Annotated in this window: 17 protein-coding genes; 15 read left to right on the top strand and 2 right to left on the bottom strand. The window is 42.9% G+C overall.

The genetic code is table 11. From position 1 onward, the window contains the following. Positions 1–12 precede the first annotated feature (12 nt). The 14 genes from FEM55_RS18985 to FEM55_RS18920 all read left to right on the top strand — a co-directional run bounded on the left by FEM55_RS18985 (position 13) and on the right by FEM55_RS18920 (position 20,430). Positions 13–1,056, top strand: a complete 1,044-nt coding sequence (locus tag FEM55_RS18985) for a hypothetical protein (RefSeq protein ID WP_138282962.1) — start codon at positions 13–15, stop codon at positions 1,054–1,056. 143 nt (positions 1,057–1,199) lie between these two features. Beyond that, entirely contained in the window at positions 1,200–2,369 is a 1,170-nt protein-coding gene (locus tag FEM55_RS18980) for a hypothetical protein (RefSeq protein ID WP_138282961.1), read from the top strand. After that, positions 2,335–3,453: a glycosyltransferase family 4 protein gene (locus tag FEM55_RS18975; RefSeq protein WP_138282960.1), complete on the top strand. Its 1,119-nt coding sequence runs from the start codon at positions 2,335–2,337 to the stop codon at positions 3,451–3,453. Before FEM55_RS18980 ends, FEM55_RS18975 begins: the two co-directional genes overlap by 35 nt. Before the next feature lie 170 nt (positions 3,454–3,623). Continuing rightward, positions 3,624–4,955 (top strand): right-handed parallel beta-helix repeat-containing protein, encoded by a 1,332-nt coding sequence (locus tag FEM55_RS18970; RefSeq protein ID WP_138282959.1) that lies wholly within the window; start codon positions 3,624–3,626, stop codon positions 4,953–4,955. Positions 4,956–5,000: 45 nt separating this feature from the next. Then, complete coding sequence (locus FEM55_RS18965; protein ID WP_138282958.1) at positions 5,001–6,107, top strand: glycosyltransferase; 1,107 nt, start codon at positions 5,001–5,003, stop codon at positions 6,105–6,107. Between the two features lie 168 nt (positions 6,108–6,275). Then, positions 6,276–8,462 carry a glycoside hydrolase family protein gene (locus tag FEM55_RS18960; protein ID WP_138282957.1) on the top strand — a complete coding sequence of 729 codons (2,187 nt, stop codon included), beginning with the start codon at positions 6,276–6,278 and terminating at the stop codon, positions 8,460–8,462. A gap of 109 nt (positions 8,463–8,571) precedes the next feature. Beyond that, complete coding sequence (locus tag FEM55_RS18955) at positions 8,572–9,837, top strand: nucleotide sugar dehydrogenase (protein ID WP_138282956.1); 1,266 nt, start codon at positions 8,572–8,574, stop codon at positions 9,835–9,837. Positions 9,838–9,909: 72 nt separating this feature from the next. Next, positions 9,910–10,902: an SDR family oxidoreductase gene (locus FEM55_RS18950; protein WP_138282955.1), complete on the top strand. Its 993-nt coding sequence runs from the start codon at positions 9,910–9,912 to the stop codon at positions 10,900–10,902. 84 nt (positions 10,903–10,986) lie between these two features. Then, positions 10,987–12,159 carry a glycosyltransferase family 4 protein gene (locus FEM55_RS18945; protein WP_138282954.1) on the top strand — a complete coding sequence of 391 codons (1,173 nt, stop codon included), beginning with the start codon at positions 10,987–10,989 and terminating at the stop codon, positions 12,157–12,159. Positions 12,160–12,847: 688 nt separating this feature from the next. Next, the gene (locus FEM55_RS18940; RefSeq protein ID WP_138282953.1) at positions 12,848–13,960 is read left to right on the top strand and encodes a glycosyltransferase; all 1,113 of its coding nucleotides are present in this window, start codon (positions 12,848–12,850) and stop codon (positions 13,958–13,960) included. Positions 13,961–14,893: 933 nt separating this feature from the next. Continuing rightward, positions 14,894–15,895: a sugar transferase gene (locus FEM55_RS18935; protein WP_138282952.1), complete on the top strand. Its 1,002-nt coding sequence runs from the start codon at positions 14,894–14,896 to the stop codon at positions 15,893–15,895. Positions 15,896–15,939: 44 nt separating this feature from the next. Continuing rightward, positions 15,940–17,355 (top strand): capsule assembly Wzi family protein, encoded by a 1,416-nt coding sequence (locus FEM55_RS18930; RefSeq protein WP_138282951.1) that lies wholly within the window; start codon positions 15,940–15,942, stop codon positions 17,353–17,355. Positions 17,356–17,417: 62 nt separating this feature from the next. Then, positions 17,418–18,839, top strand: coding sequence for a capsule assembly Wzi family protein (locus tag FEM55_RS18925; RefSeq protein WP_229209334.1), 1,422 nt, complete (start codon positions 17,418–17,420; stop codon positions 18,837–18,839). Between the two features lie 109 nt (positions 18,840–18,948). After that, positions 18,949–20,430 carry a capsule assembly Wzi family protein gene (locus tag FEM55_RS18920; protein ID WP_229209333.1) on the top strand — a complete coding sequence of 494 codons (1,482 nt, stop codon included), beginning with the start codon at positions 18,949–18,951 and terminating at the stop codon, positions 20,428–20,430. Between the two features lie 17 nt (positions 20,431–20,447). On the opposite strand, the gene FEM55_RS18915 is transcribed toward FEM55_RS18920, so the two are convergent. Next, a complete protein-coding gene (locus FEM55_RS18915; RefSeq protein WP_138282950.1) occupies positions 20,448–20,837 on the bottom strand; it encodes an HIT family protein in 390 nt (129 codons plus the stop codon). A 132-nt stretch (positions 20,838–20,969) separates the two neighbouring features. Between FEM55_RS18915 and FEM55_RS18910 the strand changes: the two genes are divergently transcribed. Next, entirely contained in the window at positions 20,970–21,680 is a 711-nt protein-coding gene (locus FEM55_RS18910) for a 3-keto-disaccharide hydrolase (protein ID WP_138282949.1), read from the top strand. Here FEM55_RS18910 and FEM55_RS18905 read toward each other — a convergent pair. Next, entirely contained in the window at positions 21,675–25,664 is a 3,990-nt protein-coding gene (locus FEM55_RS18905) for an AAA domain-containing protein (protein WP_138282948.1), read from the bottom strand. The genes FEM55_RS18910 and FEM55_RS18905 overlap by 6 nt on opposite strands. Positions 25,665–25,681: the final 17 nt, after the last annotated feature.

Genomic DNA, 25,681 nt, shown 5'->3' with positions numbered 1-25,681 from the left:
ATTGAACCTGCTATGATTAACGACCTTAAAAGACAGATTGTAGTGCTAGCCGAAAAAACCAAAATTTTTCGGAGGATATATTGTGCTTACAAAAGATCCGGAGCTACCGATTTTCCTGCTCAGGTACAATCGCGGCAGTCAGCCGATATTTTTGATCTTCCTAAACTGGGTGCTCCATTGCCTTATTTTCCGCAATTCTATTTTGAAGATTGCAACTATTACGGCATTCTCTTTCAATTCCTGAACTATGCAAATATTGAAATAGGTGATAAAAACCTTCCCTTGCATGAAATTTATCTGGAGCATGGTATTGTCATAGGCAACCTTGTTCGCACCGATTCGGTCAGTCTTGCAAAAAAAACGTTGACTTTCAGCAGCTACCGGGCAAAATTCATCCAGGAGAAAACAGGCAAAGTGCCCAGCCAGGTTGGACCTTACATTCATTATTGCGAAGGGCTTCTTGACGCAAAGGCTTTATCAGAAATCAAGGAGAGCCTGGGCAGAGTTCTGCTGGTTTTTCCGAGTCATTCCATTGGCGCAGTTGCGTCAGAATACGATAAAGAGCAATTTTGCACCGAGATTGAAAAAAGGAAGGCCGGATACGATACCGTGTTGGTTTGTATGTACTGGAAAGACGCCCAAAACGGTGACCATGAATATTACCAGAACATGGGGTACAAGCTTACAACTGCCGGACACCGGGACGATCTCTATTTTCTGAACCGGTTAAAGTCAATTATTTCGCTTTCCGATATGGTTATCTCGAACAGCACCGGCACACATATTGGTTACAGCCTTTTCCTGAACAAACCCAATTACCTGTTTAAGCAGCACGTTGCCCTTGTGTCAAAATCCAAAAGTGGAGACAACTTGTTGAACCAACACTATCATCCGGAAGTAACGAGTACGAAAGAACGGGACAATCAGTTACTTTACGATGCATTCAGTGTATTTGAGGAAAAGATTAGTCCGGAACAGTACAAACTGGCCAATTACATCTGGGGATTTGATCAGATCAAAAGTCCTGAGGAATTAAAATCGATCTTACTTAATTAATTTTCATCGACGTTTGATGTATGAAAATACCGGCATTGCATATTTCAGTTCAAAAGAATCGCAAAATTGATATCCGCAAGCTGATATGTATCAACCTTGTCCTGATTGCATTTTTTGATTCATATCCAGTATACAGTACCATCGTGCCGGTTCGTGTGTTTGTATATGGCTTGAAATTCCTGAACTTATATGCTTGCCTCGCACTTCTGATCAAGAATAATTACAAAAATTATATTCTTGCAGCCCTGATACTTCCTGTATGGTGGGCTTATTACAATGAAGATTCGATACTTATTTCCATTCAGTTGCTGTATTCCGGTATTTTGCCGTTACTGACGTTCACGCTGTTAAGGGATGAAGAGCGTTTCAAGGTTGCTCAGTGGTATATCAAATTTTTCATTTTTCTGCTCATTGTCGGATTACCCATTTACTTTCTTATCAATCTGGTCGATATTCCTCCGCTATTCTCTATTCAGCGCGGCGAAGCGGGAAAAGGCAGGGTTTATGACAACTATTTCTTCTTTTACTGGACCAGACTTGGTGTCAAGAATCGATTCAGCTCGGTTTTTGATGAGCCCGGCGTAGTAGGCACCATCGTTCCGATCATTATGTTTTATTACCGGCGGATGTTAAGCCGGTTTGAATTCTGGATTCTGACCATCGCAGGGATTCTCTCTTTATCGCTCTTTTTCCTTATCGTATTTTTACCTGTAATCTACTTTTCGAACACCCGGTTGTTAAAGGCAAAACAACTTGCCTTTCGTCTTGCCTTTTCTGTTGTCTTCATCTGCATTTCTTATGTTTCTTTCGTTCTGGCGGCAAGAAGCACCAAAGATGACCCGGTATTGTCTCTCAAAATATACAATCGCTTTGAGTGGCAAAACGGCTGGATTGTAGGTATTGTGAATAACAGAGATACAGCAATCCGGGGATTCGAATCGCTGTATCAGGGCTTTCTTTCAGAAAGCAACACGGATTTGCTTACAGGAAAAGGAAAAGATTATATGCTGAAGGTATACGGCGGTTCGACCTTATCGTACAGGGTTTTTGTTCTGGAACGTGGTATTCTCATCCTTTTCTATCTGATTTTTCTCTTTGCCTACTTACACCCGTGGCGAAAATACTTCATTTTCAGCTGTATTTCCATGCTGATTTTAATGCTTGTTTTTTTCCAAAGACCCATGCTGTACTCGCTCAATTACTTTTTAATAGTGTATGTCGGTCTTGAATTATTTGAAATGCAGGCCCGGTTTAATTCTAAAAAACTAGATTCCAAGAATGAAGATAGCACACATTACTCCATCTCTCGGTAGAGGTGGCGCAGAAAGATTTGTTGTAGACTTATGTAATGAAATGGCCAAGATTACAGGTGTCACGGTATACCTGCTTTCACTAAAGGACAATGATGTTCCGGAATCTTTTATATCGGAACTTGCCAGAGAAGTACATTATATTTCTTTCGGAAAAAACAGCGGGTTCAACCCGAAAACTTTACTAAGCGTTTCTAAATGGATAGATAAGATCAAACCGGATGTTGTAAATACCCATATAAATGCATTTGAATATATCAACCTTAATGTGTTCTTCAAATTCCCTGCGCGTATAACTTATTTTCATACGCTTCATACGCAGGCAGCTCAGGAATGCCCCATTAGCATACTTAAAATGATCCGGAGCCATTATTATAAAAAAGGACGTGTTGTTCCGATTACGATCTCAGGAGACGGAAAAAAAACTTTCAAGGAATATTATGGTATTAGCAATGACGTTACCATCGTAAATGGCCGTCCTCCGCTGGAAACAACGCCGGAATTTCCTGAAATACAAAAGCGATTCAGCGTAAAAGAAAATGAATACCTGCTGCTCAATGTCGGCCGTGTGGTTGAAGTCAAGAATCAGGAAATGCTGGTCAGAGCCGTTCAGATGTTTAATCAGCAAATTTCGGAAAAAAAGTGCCGGCTTCTGATCATCGGTGATTTGAGAGAACAAAAGATTGCAGCCCGTCTGCAGAGCCTGATCGAAGGTGATCCTTATATAGAGATGCTTGGCGCAAAAGATAATATCGTAGATTATCTGTCTATTGCCGATGCTTTTTGCATGTCAAGCCTTTATGAAGGAATGCCCATTTCGCTGATTGAAGCATTGTCGCTGGGATGTATTCCGATCTGCACGCCCGTGGGAGGCATGCCGGAAATGATTACGGATCAGGTAAATGGCTTTTTCAGTACCGGCGTAACAGAAACCGCTTTTTTCGAGGCCATCAAGGCATTTCACTACTTTGCTGAAAAACAGAAAATAGCAGAAAACTGCGTTGATACATTTCTTCAGAAATACCACATTCGCTCCACTGCTGAAAAATACCTCGGATTGTATAAACAAAAAATGAAGTTGCAGTAAAGGAAACCTAACTGGCAAAACGGGCCAATTTGGCACGATTGTTATCGTTTCAGGCATAAAGTCAGGCACAAAATCTTACAACCGCTGCATGACCAAATGGCTGCAACTGCCTCGATTTTCAGAATCAGCAAAGCATTCATCTATCGCATTGGAAACCAAAATCTCCGTTTATGAAAGTATTAGCACTTTGGGCAACATTTATCGGATTGTCACTATTAAGTACAGACGTCTATTCTCAGCGGAAAGTCCTTTCCTACGATTCGACCAGGCATTCCAGCAGGGTCAGCAAGACCATTATGAAACTGAATATTCAGAAGGATTTCGGTGCCATCCCGAATGATACTATTAACGATCATGCCGCTTTCCAGGCTGCATCGGACTTTATCAATCGTCGGAAGGGCTATTGCGAACTGATCATACCCGCAGGAAAATACATCGTCGGCAAACAGGAGAAGCTTGGTAACCGGGATTATTACTATCGTGGAATTGACGTTATCCAGATCATCAATGCAAAAAATGTCAAGATCAGGGGCGAGGTTGGTAGCTTACTGAAATATGACACCGGCTTCAGATTCGGAACTTTTAACCCGCAGGACGGTTCCAGTACGGACATTACGATGGAATGTACCCCGAAAACCAAAACAACTTCCGATAAAAGGGCTGATCTGGGAAGATGCATCCTGATCGTGAACAGCAGCAATGTTACCGTTGAAAATCTGGAACTGGACGGCAATTTTTATTCGGAAACACTGAATAACATGAATACTTACAAAATAAAGTGCATGGATGAGAAAAGCCCGGCCTTTAACCCGAAGAAGATCAACGTAGGCGGCGGCTATGGCGATTGCGGGATTCAACTGGCGCATTACGGCGTTCTTGTATCACATTCCGGAAATGTCACCTTGCGGAAAGTAACTGTTCAGCGTTTTGGTCTGGATGGCATGCAGATAGCAAATTCCCATTCCGAACCTGGTCAGAAGAATATTAAAATCATTCAGTGCAAACTGGACTTCAACGCAAGGACGGCATTGGCCCTGACGGGTGGGGACAAAATGGAGATTACCGGTACGTCGCTAACAAATACCGGACGTTGTCTGTATGCTGCCACCGGAACCGGAGTAGACATTGAAGCAGAGGTTGACGCAAAACGAAAAGAAAAATTGGTTACCAATGTCAAATTCACTAATTGCAGCTTCAGCAACAACAGTTCCGGTGAAATTCTGGCCAAGTTCGGACTGGGATCTTCCAACGTTACTTTTGAGGGTTGCGATATCAAAAGCAGCAGCCGCGCAATTAACCTGGGCAGAAAAAATACCGGTTACAGATTCGTAAACAATAAAATAAGCGGCTCCAAAATAGTTATTGTTGAAGATAAACAGATTGATATCCAGAATAAAGCCTTGCCAAAAAGCACCAGAACCCCGGGCGCTTCGAAAAACGAAAAGTCATTAAGAACTGCTCCCGATTCCAATGTTTTTGAAAACAATGTGCTCGTAGACTGATCTGTTGCAATTTATTACAAGCAGTAACTGGCAGAAAAATTTATAATGAGAGTTTTAGTAATTATCAATGACATATCTCAAGGCGGTGGAGAAAAGCTCTTGGCCTCTTCTCTTCCGTTTTTCAAAAAAAAAGGCATCGATATTGCGCTGTTGCTACTCAATGCAAAAGGATCTGTGCCTTCCTTCTTGTCAGACATTAAAAAGGCCGGTATCACCATTCACGATCTTGGCATAAACAGTTTTTATAATCCGTTGTGTACCTGGAAAATACGGACATTTATTGAAGCTAATTCCTTTGATGTCGTTCATGTTCACTTGTTTCCGGCCCAATACTGGGCGAGTCTGGCTGTTTCTTCCATGAAGGTCAGGCCGGTTCTGATTTTTACGGAACACAGTAACCATAACAAACGACGGGACAAAAAGTACTTGCAAGGAATAGAGCGTGCTGCGTACAAACCTTATTCGGCCATCATTGCCATTACAGACAGCGTCAACACCAAACTAGCTTCGTGGATCGGTCAGGGCGAAAAAATTCATACGATCCATAACGGCGTAGACCTTACAGGTATTGCAAATGCTGCAAAGCTTGACAGATCGGTATTATGCTCCCAACTGAACATTCCATCAAATGCGAGATTAATGCTGATGGCAGCCAGTTTCAGGTATCCTAAGGATCAGGGCGCGCTGATCAAGGCTTGTGCAATCCTGGGAAAAGAATATCATGTGTTACTGGCCGGCGAAGGCGAACTGAAGGAAAAAACAAAGGCGCTGGCCGCTGAATGCGGCGTGGAAAATCAAATTCATTACCTTGGCTTCCGGACTGATATTTCTTCGTTGATGAAAACGGTTGATCTGAACGTTCTTTCTTCAGCTTATGAAGGCATGTCCGGGGTTACACTGGAATCACTTGCAGCTGGCGTTCCGTTTCTGGGCTCCGATGTTGCCGGAATCCGTGAAATCGTACCGGACAAGTCCTTTCTGTTTGTTCCAGGCGACGAAGTTGATCTGGCTAATAAAATCAGACCTGTCTTTCAGGAACCGGGCTTGTCTGAAAAGATGGCTTCTGAAGCAGTCACCTTTGTAAAAAGCTTCAGTATGGAAAATATGGTAGACAAATACATTTTTCTTTACAAAAAATTACTGGATCAATAAAATTTTTTATGCTGTAATCTGCCGTAGAAGGCAAAATTACTCGGTAAAACCTACCGCCGGAATGCTACACTTTGTGCTGCATGCAACTGTTTTATAATTAGAATTGTTTTACGAAAAATAAAACTAGTTCTGTTTTTTTGTAAAACAATTTTAATTAAACATTACAGCATGACAACTTGGTCAACAAAATTCCTTTGCCTCGTGTTAGTTGGAATTCTGACACTATTATCCGCACACACAAACGCCATTGACCCCATCCGTTTTTCCCTCCGCACGTCTGCAACAGAAGTTGGGGTGAATGAAGAATTTGAAATCAAGATAAAGGCCGATCTTCTGAACATACCTGCCAATACCGTTTATGTTTTTGAAACTGCCCGCGCATTTCGCCTGAAGATAATCCTGCCTGACGGATTTCAGCAAACCGGAGGATCTTACCATGACTTCATTGAAGATGAACTGAGCGGCAGCAAGCCATCTGCATTTTACACGCTCAGGGGAAAGTTTGTCAGTGCCGAACGATCCGGTATTTTTCAGTTGCTAAGAAGCCACAAGTCCGCAAATAATGCAAGCAATTTTGTCGAAGTGGACAGGCTTTTATTTGGGATGAGTGAAGGTACACAGGAAGGATCATCCAATGCCCGTATTGCACTCGCAGGAAAGATTTCATATGTTCCCTATCTGAGTATGGCTGAATTAAGATCAATCACGGATACCGCCACTACTGTTTTCATCACAGATCCGTTCCGCGCGGGAATATTCAAGCATAATCCGTCTTCCACCAGGGCAGACGACGGAGCGCTGACCATAGTTGCATCCAGCAAACGATACGAGCGCGTGTACTCAGGACCGGTGAATGTAGAGTGGTTCGGGGTTGTCGGCGATGGCACAACAGATCATACGGCAGCATTGCAGAAAATACTTGACCGGACGGATATCAGCAGCATTCATTTCCCAAAACCGGCTGTTTCTTACCGGATCAAAAATTTGAATATGCGCTCCAACAAGACGCTTACCCTTGAAGAAGGCACTGTTGTAGAAGGGCTTGGCACATTGGGTCTGGAAGAAAGAATGATCATGATGTACAATGTTCAGAATGTCTCCATTAAAGGGAACAACGTTGTATTCAAAGATCAGAAAGCGAAATATACAAGCGGAGAACAGCGGCATATCTTTATCATGCTTGGTGTAAAGAACGTAACGATTGAAGGAATTGCCGCCAACAACAGCGGCGGTGACGGCTTTTACATCGGTTCCAGCCCGACTCAGAAATTTTCGGAAAATGTTAAATTGATCAACATCAGTGCGGACAATAACAGAAGACAGGGCCTTTCCATTATATCCGGTAAAAACATTGAGGTAATCAGTCCCGTCTTTTCGAACACAAACGGAACGGCTCCGAGTGCCGGAATCGACATTGAGCCAAACTACCCCGACGAATTTCTGGAAGGAATCCGCATCACCAATCCGATCACGAAAAATAATGTTGGAGCGGGTATAGTCATCCTTATTGATGATTTCAAAGGTACAAACCGTGTTGTGGACATTGCCATTACCAATCATACAGATGACGGCAGCTTTTATGGCGCATATATTTCCAGAGCCACAGGAGCTATCACGGGAACGATCACATTCCAGAATCCGATCTGGAAAAACAATAAAGCCAACGGCTTCTGCGCCAGCAACTACAGTTCCAGTGCATGCGCGGTTCAGATCAATGATCCTACGGTAATCGATTGTAATAACGCCGGTTCCACGCATGCGCTGTTTGGTTCCGCTATGCTGGTTTATCGGGAAGCGAATGCTATAGGTGACGCCAATGTCGGCAATGTCCACATTATCCGTCCGAAGGTTTACGATACAAGAACTGTCAAAAAGATGGTTTCGGCATTTGCTTTTGAAGATGTGTCCAAAAAGGGAACCGTTAAAAACTGTAGCCTGATCGATCCTGCCGTGCTGGAAGGACTGGATGCTTTGAAATATGTGCACCTTGCGGTTATGGATAACTTTGCTTTATCCGATAGGCATGAAAAACTGACTTTTGACATTGCGCAGGCAAACCGGTTACTGACTTACGGCTTCTTTAAAAAAGTATTTCATAATGCCACTTCGACGGGCTTAAGAACCATTTCGCTCAACGGGCTTCCGCCTAATTATCCTGCAATAACTTTTGAAGTACGTACTGCCCAGATATTGAGGCTGATACCATTAATTAATGACGTAATCCTGCCCATTTCCGTGAACAAGGGAAAGTACATTCAAAGTAATGTAGTAGGAAGCAAAATCACACTCCGGAAAATCGCAACGAACACCTGGCAAGTGGACGAAATGGTAGGAACCTGGACCGTTCAGCCTTAACTTTTATCAACTGCGGGCGGGAGCAATTCCGCAAGATTTTAGATCCGAGCAACCTTATTTTGTGCACATCGACTATTTTTGTCAATCACTGACAATTATAAACAACTATATGCACCTACAAAATAAGGAAATTTGTGTCATCGGTCTGGGTTATGTGGGGCTGCCTCTCGCAGTTGAATTTGGTAAAATTTTTAAAACAATCGGACTTGACATTGATCAGCAGAGAATAAACGAATTAAACAATCAGTTTGACAGAACACTGGAAGTGGATGCGGAAGGTTTGAAGTCGGCCTCCAAACTGAGATTTACTGTTGATCCGGACGACATCCGACAAGCTTCCATCTTCATCATCACCGTTCCTACTCCGGTTGACCAGTTCAATAATCCCGATCTTACGCCTGTGCGGAAAGCAACGGAAACGGTTGCTCACAATTTAAAATCCGGCGACATTGTTATTTATGAATCAACGGTTTATCCCGGCGTTACGGAAGATTACTGTGTTCCGATCCTGGAAAAAATTTCCGGGTTGACTTTCAATCAGGATTTCTTCTGCGGCTATTCTCCGGAGCGGATCAATCCGGGCGACAAACATCATACGCTGACAAAAATCCGGAAAGTGACATCGGGATCAACGCCGGAGATTGCAGAGGAAGTGAATAAATTATACGGCTCGATCATCACTGCAGGCACATTCAAAGCTTCGAGCATTAAAGTTGCCGAATCCGCCAAAGTGATCGAAAATGCACAGCGCGACATCAACATTGCCTTTGTAAACGAGCTTGCAAAAATCTTCAACCTGCTCAAAATCGATACGAGCGAAGTTTTGGAAGCAGCCGGTACCAAATGGAATTTTCTACCCTTCAAACCGGGACTCGTAGGCGGGCACTGCATTGGCGTAGATCCTTTTTATCTCGCTCAAAAGGCCAAGGAAGTAGGTTATCATCCGGAAATCATTCTTGCCGGACGCAGGTTAAATGATTCCATGGGACCCTACGTTGCCTCTCAGTTCATCAAATTGCTGATCCAGAGCGAACGTAAGATAAAAGGCCAGGATGTGCTGGTGCTCGGGATTACTTTCAAGGAAAACTGTCCTGACATTCGCAACAGCCGGGTTATCGACATTATCCGTGAACTGGAATCTTACGAGATGAATGTTCATGTATATGATCCCTGGGCCGACAAAAAGGAAGTTCAGCAAGAATACGGGATTACTTTGATCGATCATCTGGAAAAAATCGAGAAATATCAGGGAATTGTTGCTGCGGTGGGCCATGACCAGTTGCTTGATCTTCAGATCCCGTCCGGAGAAAATGGCCCGATCGTTTACGATGTCAAAGGAATATTTCCCAGAGAAAAAATGTATGCAAGGCTTTAAAAAGCTTTGATTATCCCGTTCCATATTAACTTAAAACTGCTTTTTAAAGCACTTCTTTCGCCTTTGAATTCCATGGATTTTAATAAATATCATCAGCAGGATATTTCATCCTGCAAATTTCTGATTACCGGCGGTGCCGGGTTTATCGGCTCCAATCTTGTTGCGTATCTGGCTCAGTATCAAGCGGCAGAGATTGTAGTTCTTGACAATTTGTCTACGGGTTATCTGGAAAACATCGCTGAATTTATCAGTAACGGCCAGGTCCGGTTTATTGAAGGCGACATCCGGGATTACAAAACCTGCACGGAAGCTATGAAAGGCATTGACTATGTTCTGCATGAAGCGGCACTTGGTTCGGTTCCGAGAAGTATCAATGACCCGATCACAACGAATGAAGTCAATATCAGCGGTTTCCTGAATGTTCTGCAGGCAGCCAAAGAAGCAGGTGTAAAACGAATGGTGTATGCAGCTTCGTCCTCTACTTATGGTGATAGCCCTTCATTGCCCAAGCAGGAAGCGGTTATAGGGAATCCTTTGTCGCCTTATGCTGTCACCAAATACGTGAACGAGCTTTATGCGGATGTTTTCTCGCGTACTTACCAGTTTCATAGCATTGGCCTGAGGTATTTCAATGTTTTCGGTCCGAAGCAAAATGTCAACGGTCCCTATGCTGCTGTTATTCCACTGTTTATTACACAAATCCTGAATGGCGAACGACCGGTTATCAATGGTGACGGGCTTACTTCAAGAGATTTCACATTTGTGTCAAACGTTGTTCAGGCAAATATAAAGGCATTGCTGACGGCTAATCTTGTCAAGCATGAAGTTTTCAATGTTGCCTGTAACGAGCAGACGTCACTGACACAGCTTGTATCTGCCATTACTCAGAATCTGGGAAGCTCACTGGAACCCGTTTACAAGCCGGAAAGAAAAGGAGATGTGAAGCACAGCCTTGCCGATATTTCAAAAGCCGGCAATCAGTTGGATTATCAGCCGGAAGTATTGTTCAGGGACGGTTTGAAGGAAACCATAAACTATTTTCAAGAACTGATCGGCGCATCCTGATCAATGACTTTCTGAAACCGGCATTATTGGGAACATTCAATAATGACAGCGTACGGTTTTGAATATTTTAGGCGTCAAACTTAAATGAATAAAATCAAATTACTCAGGATTACTACCGAAACGTATTCCATACGACTTTTACTCAAAGGGCAATTGAAGTATATGTCGGAAAACGGCATGGAGGTATATATGGCCAGCACGCCCGACGAGCATGTCCCGGAAATGGAGAAAAGTCAGAACGCACAATTCTTTCCCTTGCCTCTTTCCCGCGAACTGACGCCCTTTAAAGATTTGATTGCGCTGTTCAACACCATTAAATTAATCAGGCGGATCAAACCTGACATTGTGCATACGCATTCCCCAAAGGCCGGAGTTATCGGCATGCTGGCAGCTTACATTTGCAAAGTTCCTTTAAAAATGCACACTGTTGCCGGCTTGCCGCTTATGGAGGTTACCGGTCCGAAACGGAAGCTGCTTGATTTTGTAGAATCCCTTACGTACCAGTGTTCGGACTGGGTTCTGCCCAATTCCCAAGAGCTGAGACAATTCATTCTGGACAACAAGCTGAGTTCAAACTGGTCAAAAGTGAAAGTTCTGGGAAACGGCAGCAGCAATGGCATTGATCTCGGTTACTTCTCCAGCAATCCGCAATTACTGGCTGAAAGCCGGGATTTCAAAAAACAGCATAACATCAGTGAGCAGGATACCGTGCTTGCTTTCATGGGCAGGCTCGCCCATTACAAAGGTATTAATGAGTTAGTAAAAGCATTTAAGGTCCTCCAAAAGCGTTACCACAATCTCAAACTGGTGCTGATCGGTGCACCCGAAGACTTGAACCCGCTTGAAGAAGAAACAGATCGTGAAATCATTAACAATCCATCCATCATTGCAGTCGGCCATCAGAGCGATGTGCGAAAATTCCTGATTGCTTCCAGCATATTTGTGTTTCCAAGTTACCGGGAGGGTTTTCCGCAGGCCCTTTTACAGGCCAGCGCCATGGGTATTCCCTGCATTGCCACGAACATCAACGGCTGTAATGAAATGATTGAGGACGGCAAAACAGGAATCCTTGTTCAGCCCAAGAGCATGGAAGCAATTGTTGAAGCATGCAAAAGATTGATCGAAGATCCGCAAGCCAGCAAAAAGATGGGGACATTGGCACAGCAGTTTGTGCTAAAAAACTTTGAGCAGCAGCAGTTATGGAAAATGATTCATACTTTTTACAATTTACATCTGCCGAAAAAGAAGCTGGAATAAAGTGCAAAAACAATGTTTCCGTACACATTCCGTGAATCTGTTTTTCAGGATACTTCAACCCTTTGCTTCCTTTCGTACATGGAAGAATTTTCCTTTTTATCCCGATATGACCTTCTGAAAAATCAGATGGCCCATTCGATAAAAATTCTGTTCGATTTATGTTTCTGAATCATAATCTAACCGTATCAAAAATTTACCTTTGACCGTAAACGGGGATAATTACTTGCTAACTAGTAGATAAAATATAGTTCCTGATTTTTATGTTGACAGTAGTAATACATTGAGCGTGCATTAGAGAAAATTTCGAATTATATTGAAGCTCGTAAACTACAATCCGCTGTGATCTTCAAAAGTGAATCTGGAAATGGTACTGAGTATTGCAGCGGCAATGCAAAGCGGCTTGATCGGCTTTATTGTCTTCCGTTGCACCGGGAATATGCAGCCTGCGGTGTCCGGACCTATTCAGGATAAGCAACTCTGAACCGGTTCTACGACAAAAGTGAAAGCTTCCACTACCGATCAGGTCTTATACAAGAAATTCCGAATAGCTGTTTTCAGCAATTCAAAGGTGTAAATACATACTCCAAATCTTATTTCAGAAATAACAGCTTTCAGCCAGGAAAAATCATAGTCATTTATCATATATATAAATGTTTGGTACTCTAGCTGATATGTGCCTGCAATACCTATGAAAATATTACATGTTATAACACTGGCCGAACTTGGAGGGGCACAATCGGTTGTGATCAATTTGGTAGCAGAGTCCATTCGAAACGGACATCAGGTGATGGTTGCATCATCAGCCAGCGGCGAGCTGTGGAACACTTTGCCCGAAGAAGCAAAACAATGGAAAATACCTTCTCTGCAGAGAAGTATAAGTATTCCCAAAGAAATCAGGGTGGTTAAGGAATTACGCAAAATAGATGCCGCTTTTAATCCTGACATTGTGCATTTGCACTCTTCCAAAATTGGAATTCTGGGACGTCTTGCTTTTTCAAGTTCCAAGATCATTTACACCGTTCATGGGTTTGACTCCATTCGCGTTGCGTTTCGTAAGTTTTTATTCCTGGAAAAAATATTACAGAAAAGGGCACGACATATTGTCGGGGTTAGTCAGTATGATTACAATAACCTGCGAAATGAAGGCATTCAGAACAACATAGGATTTATCTATAACGGCATCATCGATTATTGTACATTCTATAATAAACCTGAGTCCGAAAATCATATTCGATTAAAAAACTTCATACAGGCAAAACCTGGTTTCAAGGTAATCTGCATTGCCCGTATTGCTCCGCCAAAGCGGTTTGACCTATTTTGTGAAGTTGCAGAAAAGCTTCAAGTACAAGGCGTAAATTTTTTCTGGATTGGAAATAAGGAAAAACTAACAGCTGTTCCGGGCAATGTATTTTGCCTGGGTGAAGCAGAAGAAGCACACCGGTTGCTGAAGTATGCCGATCTTTTTATGCTGCCGTCCGATTACGAAGGAATGCCGATTTCGATTCTGGAAGCATTGTGCTATTCAGTGCCGGTAATTGCATCCGATGTCGGCGGGATTTCAGAAATACTGAACGGCTGTAACGGAAAAGCAGTCGGTAACAATGTATCCGATTTTGCAGAAGCAATACTGAAATATGTAAAAAATACAGATGAACTTGTAATGGCAAAAAAAGAAGCAAGAAAGTCTTACGAAAAGTATTTTACGATTCAATCTATGTACAATGCGTATTTGGATTTATATTATTCTGCAGATGCAGTAAAGAATAATAAAAGCGGAGTATCAGAAAAATTAAATGAGTAAATACAAGTATTGCAATAGCAATTTCATTCCGTCAACCGAATAAATTTCCAATCGGAGAATATACTTTTATCTTATACCGTTTTTACATAAAGTTACTGGATCAAAAACAACTTTTTTCTGCATTTTCAATGAGCTTACGATTGTTTACAATCATACTTTAATTGTTAATGCATGATGATTCGATTTTCACCTCTCTTACCAAAAAATCGGTATCGAATTCATACTATAAAGATTACTATAATATTTCTGGAAAAACGACATTCATCATATCAGTCGTTATTCATTGGCAATCGAATCGGTTCCCGAACTTTTTCCGCATTCCTTTATCCTGTACGCTGATAACTACCGAAAACTTAAGTAATAAATCCTGTCAGGAATTTCTGCTTTCTTTCGGACAAGTTCATTTTAATATCAGAAAAAAATCGGCATTGATTTAAAACTTACAACTTCTTCAAGCAATCCGGGAAATGCCCGTCCTATCCTGTTTTTAATTTATCTGTTTGTTATTCAGCCTCTGTACGTTCAGTTTTCAGACCGGAAGATTTTTCATTTTAGTCCTTGAACTTGTCATTACAGTCGCTGTTGCCAATCTGCCAATACATCATTTTTGAAAATAATTTGCTTGAAGGATTAAAATCTTTTTTTGATCAAAGGTTTGAGAAACCATCTGTGCAACTATAAAACAATAACAAAAAAGCATTCATAAATGATTGAAAACTGAAATTTTGTTTGATAAAATACTTATATGTGCATTGTACTTATAACTTTACACAAGCTGTTCCAAATAGTAATAATTGTATTCTTGCCAAAATAACGGCGATCTGTTTCAGCTAAATTAATATTTTATATTATAAAAGTTTATACCTAAACTTGCGTTCCCAACGCATTTTTTTCGAAAAAACCACACTATTCTTGTCATCTTAATACACACATATGAGCAACACTTACGTAACAAACCGCAGGTATATACATCGGCTTTTAAGTAAAACGGCAACTTCAAAGGAGGTTTTGATAGTAACGAGCTATGATTACTTCCTGCAGAAGCATGACCTGGCCTTGCTTTTGAAAAAATACAAGGAAGTGATTCTCATACCGCATTCCAATGACGACGACTACCTTCTAAACCATACTGTCCGACCTCTGCTTGACAAATTTGAAAAAATCCATCTGGTTACAAACCCGCAATATGACAAGCGCAACCGGATTATCTACGAACTTGTAGTACAAAAAAACAAATCGATCCGGATTACAACCGTTTATGATTTTTGTGAAAAAAGCCTTAAAAAGGTTTACATTCCTGACAACGTTTCCGAGATAAATCCCAACCTCCTTACGATTCCTACTTTTGGACGCAGAATCCGGTATCCCAAGAAAATTATTGATGTCACGATTTCTATCATTCTCTTCCTTTTTACCTTTCCGCTCTGGATACTGAGTTACTTCAAAATCAAGATACAGTCACCCGGCCCCGTCTTTTACTTTCAGGAAAGAGTTGGCATGAATAATGTCGCTTTTAATTGCATTAAATTCCGGTCTATGGGACTTGATGCAGAACAGAATGGCGCTTCATTTTCGAAAAAGAACGACTCCAGAACCTTTTCCTATGGTTCGTACATGCGTTTAAGCCGGATTGATGAACTTCCCCAGATCATTAACATTTTCAAAAGAGACTTGTCTCTGATCGGGCCAAGACCTGAACGCCAGGTTTTTACTGAGACATTCGATGAATTGATTCCGTATTACAACATGCGGCACAACATCAAACCCGGAATTACCGGATACGCTCAGGTAATGTATACATACGGTGCAGGCGTATACGACGCGCGGCACAAACTCATGTATGACTTGTATTATATCAAAAACTGGAGCCTGGTTTTGGAACTTAAAATTATTCTGAAAACTGCCGTTGTTATTTTTGGTAAACGCGGACGATAGGATCCATTCCGGAAATCTTTATTGGAATCAATAACCCATTCTGGATGAGGAACTTAATTCTTACGTTGTCCATATGCTTCATTTATTATTCTGACGCACTTTCACAGGATTCAACCTTAACCTATTCTGCTGAACTACAGGCGGCTGCTTCATCGCAAAACACACCGTTCTGGTTGAATGCAAATCAGTATGGTGCAATTCCGGTTAAAGGATCATTCCTGCTGGCAAAAGGTGGAATTCACAAAATATACAATCCAAACAACCCGCGCTTTCTTCAATGGTCTGCCGGTGCTGAACTGATAGCCAATGCCGGAAAAAATCCTTCTTTCTTCTTTACTGATCTGTACCTGGCCGGCAAAGCAGGCCCTGTTGAAGTAAGCATCGGGCAGCGGAAAGAATTTACGGGTTTATCCGACAGTACTTTAACAAGCGGACCCATTGCAATGTCTGCCAATTTCCGTCCATATCCCAAAATCCGGATTTCAACACCGGATTACTTCCACATCATTCCGGCCAGTGATATTATTTCACTGAAATTCTCTTATTCCGACGGACTTCTTGGTCCTGCAAAGGTTCAGTACGGGAATGTCAAGCGGGTTTCTGACATTTATCTTCATCATAAATCCATTTACTTCCGGTTTGGCGGACGTAAGCAAAAGCTGAACCTGTTTGCCGGTTTTAACCATCAGGCCATCTGGGGCGGAGAAGATAAGATTTTCAGCTCCGGACTGAAAAGACCGGAAGCTTACCGTTATGTGGTTTTTGGCAAGCCATGGCAATTTAGCCGGGTCGGAAACCATTTTGGAACCATTGATCTGGCCGTAGAATGGAAATTCACAAACTGGACTGCTTTTCTATATCGGCAAAACATCTATGAAGACGGCTCTTTAAGCAACTTTTCCAACATTGCGGACGGTCTGAACGGGTTCAGGCTGAAAAGAACGGGTTACCAGTCCACGCCTTTCCAGCTTAAAACGTTTTTATTCGAACTGCTTTACACCAAAAGTCAGGGCGGAACAGTATTTGACTTTGCAACAGGCACATTCGGCCAGGATAATTATTTTAATCATTATGTATACAGCCAAGGCTGGTCATACCGCAACAGGTCTTTGGGAACGCCGTTTATCGGACCTAAATACCTGCTAAGAGAAAAATGGAATACTGCCACATCCAATTACACTTTGAATAACAGGATCATTGCATACCATATTGGAAGCAGCGCCAGCATCAATAAGATAAATCTGACATTCAAAGGAAGCTATTCGGCCAATTTTGGCACTTATGCTTCCGGTTTCAGGCATGCAATACATCAAACTTCCTTGCTGCTCACAGCGGAGTCTCCGCTGCCTTCAAGAAAAAAAGAGTTTGTAAATATAAGTCTGGCAGCCGATATTGGCGGACTGTACCCCAACAATGCTGCTGTCATGATTGGCTGGAAGAGGTCCGGCTTTACTGAATGAATGTTTCAAACCCGAAACTTGCAACGTATTGTTTCACCCATAAAGCAGCTTTAACCTGTCAGATGCGAGTCTGTTTGATCTTTCTTATGCTTTGTCTCGCGTCTGGTTCCTACGCTCAGGATTCAACTGTATTCTATAAAACTTCATTGGCATTGTCCGGCGCCACGGACCAGACACCGTTCTGGGTACGTGCCAATCAGAACGGCAACATTCCGCAGGAAGGAAATTTTGCATTTGCCAATCTTGGAATTTACAAAAAATACGATTCCAATCATTCAGAACGGCTTCAGTGGAGTGCAGGGGCGGAAGTTGTAGCCAGCTATTCCACGCAGACCAACCTGTTTCTTTCAAACCTTTATGTTACCAGCAAAATCGGAATACTGGAAGTTCTGGCAGGACAAAAGAATGCAGTTACCGGATTAACGGATACCACGTTGACGTCCGGCTCATTGTCTGTATCAGGAAATTCACGTCCTTTCCCGAGATTGCAGCTTGCAGTTCCGGATTATTATCAGCTTCCTTTTACAAAAAGCTTCGTTTCCTTCAAGTTGTCTTATTCGGATGGTTTTATCGGCCCCAGTGAAATAAATTACGGAATCGCAAGACAGGTTCCCCGCACCTATTTTCATCAGAAAACTTTCTACCTGAAGTTTGGCGATGCAGCCAGCCGGCTTCATGTCTATGCAGGATTTAATCATCAGGCCATGTGGGGCGGAGAAGCAGAAATTACGCCTTTATACAATCTTGCTCCGCTTAAAGCTTACTGGCACACCATTACCGGAAAAACTTTCCACTTTAAAAAGATCGGAAATCATTTTGGCACCGTAGATATTGCGGGAGAATGGAAAGGCAGAAACTGGTCCTATTTCATTTACAGGCAAAACATTTATGAAACCGGTTCATTGTTCAGGATTATCAATTATCAGGATGGGCTCAACGGATTGCGGATCAGGAGAAACAAACCTCCTGATAAATCATACAAGCACTTCGTATTTAACAGCTTTCTGCTTGAAGTATTAGGCACCAATAATCAGATAAACCGATCACCGTTTGAGGATCAGTCCGTATACGAAAATGGCAATTATTACAACAGTTACATTTATCGCCGCGGATGGTCGTACAAAGGGAAAGGAATCGGAACGCCGTTAATTCCGGAAGCCGGAACTACAAATAAGGAGCTTCCTGAAAACGATTCGGAATTCACGAACAACAATCATTTATGGGCATTTCATTCGGGATTTACGGCATCGTGGCAGCGTACGAGCTTGTGCTTTAAAGGCACCTATTCGCGTAATAACGGCTCATTGCTCAGTGACTTTGATTCGACCAGACAGCAGATATCGCTTATACTATCGGCAGAAAAAAAATTGAAAATATTAAAAGGATCCAGCATTTATTCGAGTATATCGTGCGATATTGGAGAGTTGTATCCGGATTCTTACGGTTTGCTGATCGGTTTCCGGAAAGCAGGTTTTCTTAATTAAATAGTGTCGATAGCTGCTCTGAAATAGTTTGAACATAACCGAACAATTTATATCCGGCTATTGAACATGTTACATTATACACATAACGAAAAAGTTTGAAGGCGTACTTATGAAATTAGTTTTTAATATTATTTTACTGCTTGCCATGTCATCTGCTTGTTATGCACAATCAGAAACGGAGCAGCAGGAAACGTATTCCGATTCCGTTTCCAATTATATAGAAGTACTGGGAATCGGAAGCACCGGTTCGCGTACGCCGTTCTGGATGCAGGCCAATCAGTTCGGTACAGTGCCTTTGACCAGCCCTTCCGGCAGTGTACGCGGCGGATTTGAAAAATACTGGTCGATTTCGCAAAGCGGAAAGACAGACAACAAATGGCGGGCCGGCGTAGGCGTTGAAGCTGTTGCCAACTTTTATGACAATACCAAAGTGCTTCTTCCGCAACTGCATGGAACTCTCCGGTTTAAAAACTGGGAATTATACGTTGGGCGAAAAAAACAATCGCTCGGACTGGCAGATTCCACCATTGGATCGGGTTCCTATGCATGGTCCGGAAACGCACTTCCGATTCCCAAGATTTTTATCGGAACAACGCGCTTTGTACCGGTGCCGTTTACCAAAGGCTGGCTTTCCTTCAATGCATTTTACTCGGACGGGTTGTTTGAAAAAAACCGGCCTATCACAAGCGGACTGAAATTTCATCAGAAAGCATTCTATGCCCGTCTCGGAAAAGCGGATTCGAAAGTCAAACTGTATGGCGGTTTCAATCATCAGGTTCAATGGGGCGGCAAGTCGCCATACCTGACTCAAAACGGTAATTTACCCGATGGACTAAGCAATTATGTGCATGCCGTATTTGGTACAATCGGAGGCAGCGGGGACGACATTACTTTTTTTGACAGCACAAGCCGCATTGGTAATCATCTTGGGTCCGTTGATATTGCTCTTGAAATTGAAACTTTTGCAAGCAGTATTTTTCTTTACAGGCAATTTATCTACGAAGACGGATCTTTGTTTTATCTGACCACGCTTTCTGACGGTCTGACCGGCGTGCGCATCCGCCGGAAGAATTCTTACGGTGCCAATTTTGAAATTACGGAAGGCGTGCTGGAAGTGCTTTACACCAAACATCAGGGCGGAAATGTGTTTGTGATCGGCGATGGCAAGCAGCGCGGGATTGACAATTACTTTAACAATCAGCAAGTACGTGACGGATGGTCTTATTTCGACCGGACAATCGGGACGCCGTTCATTCCGCCTACTTCCCAGACAAACTGGAAATGGCCGAACTATGCTGATAATTTCACAAGTAACAACCGCGTAACCGTTTTGCATCTAGGACTGAAAGGAACATTGTTCCGCAAAGTCATGTGGCAGAGCAAGCTTTCTTATTCCAGCAATGCCGGCTCTTACAACGAACCTTTCGTTGGCACGCCAAAACAGTTTTCCGGCTTGCTGGCGCTTCATACAAGAGTCAATTTGCTTGGCGGAATGACTTTAAAAGGTTCCTATGCTGCCGATATAGGCGATTTGTACCCTAAAACGCATGGCTTCATGCTTGGAATCAGAAAGGATTTTTCCAGCTTCTGATTCCAGGCACCGATTCGTCACCTGTTACTTCTGATTTTTGCGGCCAGTTCTGCCAGTTCATCCTGCGATATTTTCAGCTTATTGCCAAAATCCGCATCTTTCATGCTGTTGATCGGCAGCAAATGAACATGCGCATGCGGAACTTCAAGCCCGATTACGCTCAATCCGACTTTTACACACGGTACTGTCTTTTGAAGCGCGGGAACAATGCTTTTTGCAAAAAGAAACAATCTGGAATAGAGCGCATCGTCCAGATCAAAAATATAATCAATTTCCTTTTTGGGAATTACCAGCGTATGTCCAAGTACAATCGGGAAAGCGTCCAGAAATGCCAGAAATTCGTCGTTTTCAGCAATTTTATGACTTGGGATTTCACCATTTACAATTTTTGAAAATATAGAAGCCATTTTACAAGATCAGATATAAGGTTTCGTTTGATGAAAGACGGAAAACAACCGTTCCGAAGTTTCAGCCAAAATAAGTAATTGGAAACTTAAAAGTACTTAATATTGCGATCCAAAACTTTTAACAAACAAGACATGAATTGCACAAGAAGGCTATCTTTTCTAAAAGCCGCTTTTATTGCCCTTACTGCTGTTACATTATCCGCCAATAATGCCGATGCCCAGAGTAAAGGAAAATGGGTTACTTTATTTGACGGAAAAAGCCTGAACGGCTGGCATAGCTGGCAGTCCGACAAGGTTTTACCTCAATGGAAAATCGAGGATAACGCCATTGTTCTTTCCGAAAAAGGAGGAAAAGACCTGGTTACAGACAAAGAATACGGTGATTTTGAACTGGAACTGGAATGGAAAATAGCCGAAGGCGGAAACAGCGGCATTATTTACCACGTAATTGAAGACAAAAAATATTGCTGCCCTTATTCAACCGGTCCTGAAATCCAGGTTCTGGATGATGTAAAGCACCCTGATTCCAAAGCGGGTAAAAACGGAAACCACAAGTCCGGCTCGTTGTACGACATGATTCCGGCAAATGACTTCAATGCGGTAAAACCTGCAGGTGAATGGAACAAAGCCAGAATCGTGATCAAAGGCGGCAAAGGCGAAAGCTGGCTGAACGGCAAAAAAGTAGTTGATTTCCCGACTCAGGGCGCTGAATGGGAAAAACTGGTTGCCGACAGCAAATTCAAAACCTGGGAAGGATTCGGCGCTGCTTCAAAAGGCAAAATCGCTTTGCAGGATCACGGCGACAAGGTTTCGTTCAGAAATATCCGCATTAAAGAATTATAATATTGCTGAATTCAGCACATTGCACCAGTATTCACGACTGTAAACGCGCCTGAAAGGCCAGTTTTTTTGTCGGAGCAGAAGGGGTAAATAAGCGTGAGGTTCTTTGGACGATTTGCTGTTATGATACAGGTCATCGTCGGTCAGGATCAAGCCCTTGTAAACCCCTTCTTCTTTTACGGTGATGTCGCCGAACGGAAGTTCTTTTTCATATTCCGGCGCAGATTTCAGCAGACGATCTTTCAACAGCCAGTCCGTTCTGAATTTTCCTGAGTAAAACGGAACAGGCCGGAATTTACCTTCGGAAACGTCCAGCGCGTACTGAAGATACTGTTTCAGCATTTTCGGTCCGGTGTTGGCGGTTTGGTCCGTTTGTAATTGCGCCGGCCACAAACTGGTTACAAAATAAATGCGTTCCCTTGCCCTTGTCACAGCCACATTGAGCCTGTTTTCTCCGCCTTGCATATTCAGGCTTCCAAACTGCATGGACAACTTGCCTTTTTCATCCGGCGCATAACCCATTGAAAAAATGATAATGTCGCGTTCGTCGCCTTGAACATTTTCAATATTCTTCACGAATAAATCTTTCACAACAATTTTTTCCTTTTCCAGACTGTCCTGAATGGCCTGCTGCTGAAAAAAATTGAACGTAACCACCCCGATGCTGCTGCCCGTCGCACCAAGTTCTTTCACCAGTTCGGTTACTTTTTCCACCTCAACGGCATTGGTATTGTTTTTCCAGGTACCTTCTGTCTTTATATACCGGATTCCTGGAAGTGCATCATTTACATACCTGAAATCAGGAAGCAAACGCAGCGTATCATTGTAAAAATTACGGTTTGAAAAATCAATCAGATCCAGCGACAAGCTCCTGTAATGGCCGGTAAGCTGATATTGATCCAGCGATTGCGCTGCAAGATCGAGCAAAGATTCTATTTCAATGGCTGCCGAATACTCTTCTTCCTCCGCTTTGTCTTCGTAACGGACGCGGTATAAGTCACTTGGCGAAAGCTGCTTGCTGTCGCCGGTAACAACGATTTGTTTGCCCCGGTAAGCCGCCGGCAATCCGTATTCCGCATAACATTGTGAAGCTTCGTCAAAAATAACAAGGTCAAAAATGGCCTGCTGCATGGGAAATATGGCCGATACTGCCTCAGGCGAAGCCATCCAGCAAGGTATCAGTGAAAAAACTTCATCGGTATAGTTTTCCAGCAGCTTCCGGATCGGCCAGATTTTTCTTTTTTTCGTAACCTGGTGTTCCAGTTCACGGTACGTTACGCGGTTTCCCAAACGGTTTTTTTCAATATCCGCGTAAGTAGCTTCTCTTAATTTGATTCCGGTAATGTCCGTACTCAGTTTCCGCTTAATATGAATGCTATCCTGAAGCTGCTCTTCCCATTGCTTCATTTTCAGCGAAGTCACTGATCTCAAATGCGGATATTTGGTTTCAATATGCTCGATCCAAGCCAGCCGGATGCTGTTTTCGAACAGACTGACCATTTCCGCAGAACTTTTAAGGCCCAGTTTTCTGCCTTCATGGATAACGGAGTCTGTTACCGACCGCTCCGCAGGCGTCATTTCTTTTGCCAGTTTGTCCATATCCACAATGGAGTCAAAATCCTTGCTCAGCGGTTCAATTAGTTTCCGGCTGTAATCTTCCGGCTCGCTCAGCAGCATTTTGATTTGTTCAGGCAAAAGAAACGGAAACATGACATGTTCCATCCGGTTCCATTTTTCCAGCCACTGGATTAATCCGGAAATTTGATTGCGGAATAAATTCACTTCACTTCTTTCAGATGCCAATGCAGTCAGAACTGTCAGCCATGGCTTCAATGAAGCTCTCACAGCTGCGTCTGCCGCCTGTTCTGCATTCCTGAAAAATGCAATGTATTGTTCGCCGATAGACAGGAAATCATTTTCAATGTATTTCCGGCTGAATCCCAGATTCGGGTTTTCAAGCCAGTTTTCCAGCTCGATTCTGTTTTTCAAGCGGATTTCCAGTTGGGTCAGGTCTTCAAAGGAAGTGCTCAGATTGTTTTCAGAAGCTGTTTTTTCAATTGCTTTGCGCTCATCTCCAAACATATTCCACCATAAGCCTGAAACACTGGATTGCTTCGCGCTGATTGCTTTTCTGAGCGATTTTGCAAATGTCGTAAGCTGTTCCCGTTCAAGCGAAAATTCAATCCCGTCTTCTTTCAGAAATCCTTCAAGTGCATCCGCAGTCTGCCGGATAAAGGCAAGTCTTCCGTGATTCGTTTCTGAAAACAAGTAGGTTTTGAACAGTTCAAAGCTTGTATTTTCCTGAACAAGCGCGTGTATGTCGTTCAGCCGTTCCAGAACTTCTTTACGGTTTTCCAGAAAATCCTTGGAAAACAGGGTTCCTGTCAAATCGGAAAAAGCGGTTTTATACCTGAAAAAAGCATCCGGCCAATCCGCCAGCATACTTTCCATTTTACGCAGTTCGGTTATGCCGAAATCCGCGAAACTGACGCGTTTTGCCCATGCGTGATCCGGATGGATGTAAAGCGAATACTGACTGAAAACATTCAGCCGCCTTCTGAAATGATCCCAGTTATCCATCCGGAAATGCTTGAAAAATTCATTGGCGTTCACATGCGGCGCATCCGGATTGCTCGTAAGGTAAAGTTCCTTGATGCTGATCCCGCATTCACTTTCTTCAAAAAGCGCTTTGCGGAACATATCCAGATCGTCCACAATACGGTCTATGGCCCGGCTTTCCTGCGTAAACTGCCTTTCCAGAATAACGGCATCCAGGCTGTAATTCTGCTGCTTGTAAGCATCCACACTTTCCGCTTGTGAAGCAATCTGGTGATATAATCCGGGCCGGTCATTTTTAAAATCATGGATCAGACCCACGAAATTGTTCATTCCGATGGTTTCCAGACGTTGATAAACGACATCCAGTGCAGCCCTTTTCTGGCAAACCAGCAAAACCCGTTTTCCTCTGGAAGCGAAATCTGCCATTAGGTTACAGATCAGCTGCGACTTGCCGCTTCCTGGCGGTCCCTGCACAACAACGGATTTGCCCGATTTTACCGAAAGAATAATTTCTTCCTGCGATTCATCGATAGCAAATGGCGTCAGGATTTCCTCTTCCTTAACTTCTGCTACATTGGAAACGGAGTTTTCAGAACTTCCCAAAGGCAGATTTTCTTCCTGTTCCATTCCGATCAGCGGAAATGCAAACGGGTTTTCCTCAAAGTTTTCAAGCAGATTATTGTAATCGGGAACGAGATAGGAACCGGCCTGCGGAAAAATCCCGAGAACGGCTTCCGGGTAAAGTTTCAGTTCTCCGTTCCGTTCGCTGCTTTGCAAATCCGAACTTTTCTGAGCGTTGAAAGCAGCAAGTTTGTCTTCAAACAACTCCTGATTGAAATTGATTTTCAGCGAAGTGGTTTTCAGCCATTCGTAAAGCTGCGTACGGAATTCAAGAAAATCTCTGGAAAAATCCTCAAACGATTTTTCCAGGACTTCATCCATAACCGGCGATTCATTGAAATGCGCATAAGCAAGCGCAAAGCTCTGATTTAAAGTAACGGCAGTTTCCTCCCTTTCAAAAAGGCACCATTGCTCTTTATCCATTTTCAGGGTAAACGGAAAGAAAAGCAGCGGTGCATGAATGGGCGTGCCGTCAGAAAACTTTCCTTTTACAAACGGATAACCAACGTACAGATCGCGTGAACCCCGCTCCTCTTCAATAAAATGCTCGGTTCTGGCAATTTTTCTCAGCCTTTTACTGATTTCATTGACTTTTTCAAAACGCGAATCTGCTACGTCGCAAAGTGCAATGCGCGTTTTTTTCTGGACAATCTGCCGGATCAGCTCGATGGAAGGTTTTTCCAGCAGGAAATCCGCATCATTTAAATCCAGAAACTGCTCGGCAGACAAACTGGTCAGCAGTAATGACTTGTTACGGGTACTTAAATTGGTCAGTCTTTTTAAATAAGCTTTCAGAATCCGGTTCATAGACACTTAAAACGGTT

The sequence above is a fragment of the Dyadobacter sediminis genome, from assembly GCF_005860765.1.
Classification (GTDB): domain Bacteria; phylum Bacteroidota; class Bacteroidia; order Cytophagales; family Spirosomataceae; genus Dyadobacter; species Dyadobacter sediminis.
Note: the sequence above shows the minus strand (reverse complement) of the source record. Positions and strands in the feature narration are given on the sequence as shown.

Excerpts from the sequence above, each read along its gene's own strand:
- FEM55_RS18905 (WP_138282948.1), bottom strand. The coding sequence starts at position 25,664 with ATGAACCGGATTCTGAAAGCTTATTTAAAAAGACTGACCAATTTAAGT.
- FEM55_RS18955 (WP_138282956.1), top strand. The coding sequence starts at position 8,572 with ATGCACCTACAAAATAAGGAAATTTGTGTCATCGGTCTGGGTTATGTG.
- FEM55_RS18925 (WP_229209334.1), top strand. The coding sequence starts at position 17,418 with ATGCGAGTCTGTTTGATCTTTCTTATGCTTTGTCTCGCGTCTGGTTCC.
- FEM55_RS18985 (WP_138282962.1), top strand. The coding sequence starts at position 13 with ATGATTAACGACCTTAAAAGACAGATTGTAGTGCTAGCCGAAAAAACC.
- FEM55_RS18935 (WP_138282952.1), top strand. The coding sequence starts at position 14,894 with ATGAGCAACACTTACGTAACAAACCGCAGGTATATACATCGGCTTTTA.
- FEM55_RS18930 (WP_138282951.1), top strand. The coding sequence starts at position 15,940 with ATGAGGAACTTAATTCTTACGTTGTCCATATGCTTCATTTATTATTCT.
- FEM55_RS18915 (WP_138282950.1), bottom strand. The coding sequence starts at position 20,837 with ATGGCTTCTATATTTTCAAAAATTGTAAATGGTGAAATCCCAAGTCAT.
- FEM55_RS18970 (WP_138282959.1), top strand. The coding sequence starts at position 3,624 with ATGAAAGTATTAGCACTTTGGGCAACATTTATCGGATTGTCACTATTA.
- FEM55_RS18965 (WP_138282958.1), top strand. The coding sequence starts at position 5,001 with ATGAGAGTTTTAGTAATTATCAATGACATATCTCAAGGCGGTGGAGAA.
- FEM55_RS18950 (WP_138282955.1), top strand. The coding sequence starts at position 9,910 with ATGGATTTTAATAAATATCATCAGCAGGATATTTCATCCTGCAAATTT.
- FEM55_RS18960 (WP_138282957.1), top strand. The coding sequence starts at position 6,276 with ATGACAACTTGGTCAACAAAATTCCTTTGCCTCGTGTTAGTTGGAATT.
- FEM55_RS18910 (WP_138282949.1), top strand. The coding sequence starts at position 20,970 with ATGAATTGCACAAGAAGGCTATCTTTTCTAAAAGCCGCTTTTATTGCC.
- FEM55_RS18975 (WP_138282960.1), top strand. The coding sequence starts at position 2,335 with ATGAAGATAGCACACATTACTCCATCTCTCGGTAGAGGTGGCGCAGAA.
- FEM55_RS18945 (WP_138282954.1), top strand. The coding sequence starts at position 10,987 with ATGAATAAAATCAAATTACTCAGGATTACTACCGAAACGTATTCCATA.
- FEM55_RS18940 (WP_138282953.1), top strand. The coding sequence starts at position 12,848 with ATGAAAATATTACATGTTATAACACTGGCCGAACTTGGAGGGGCACAA.
- FEM55_RS18920 (WP_229209333.1), top strand. The coding sequence starts at position 18,949 with ATGAAATTAGTTTTTAATATTATTTTACTGCTTGCCATGTCATCTGCT.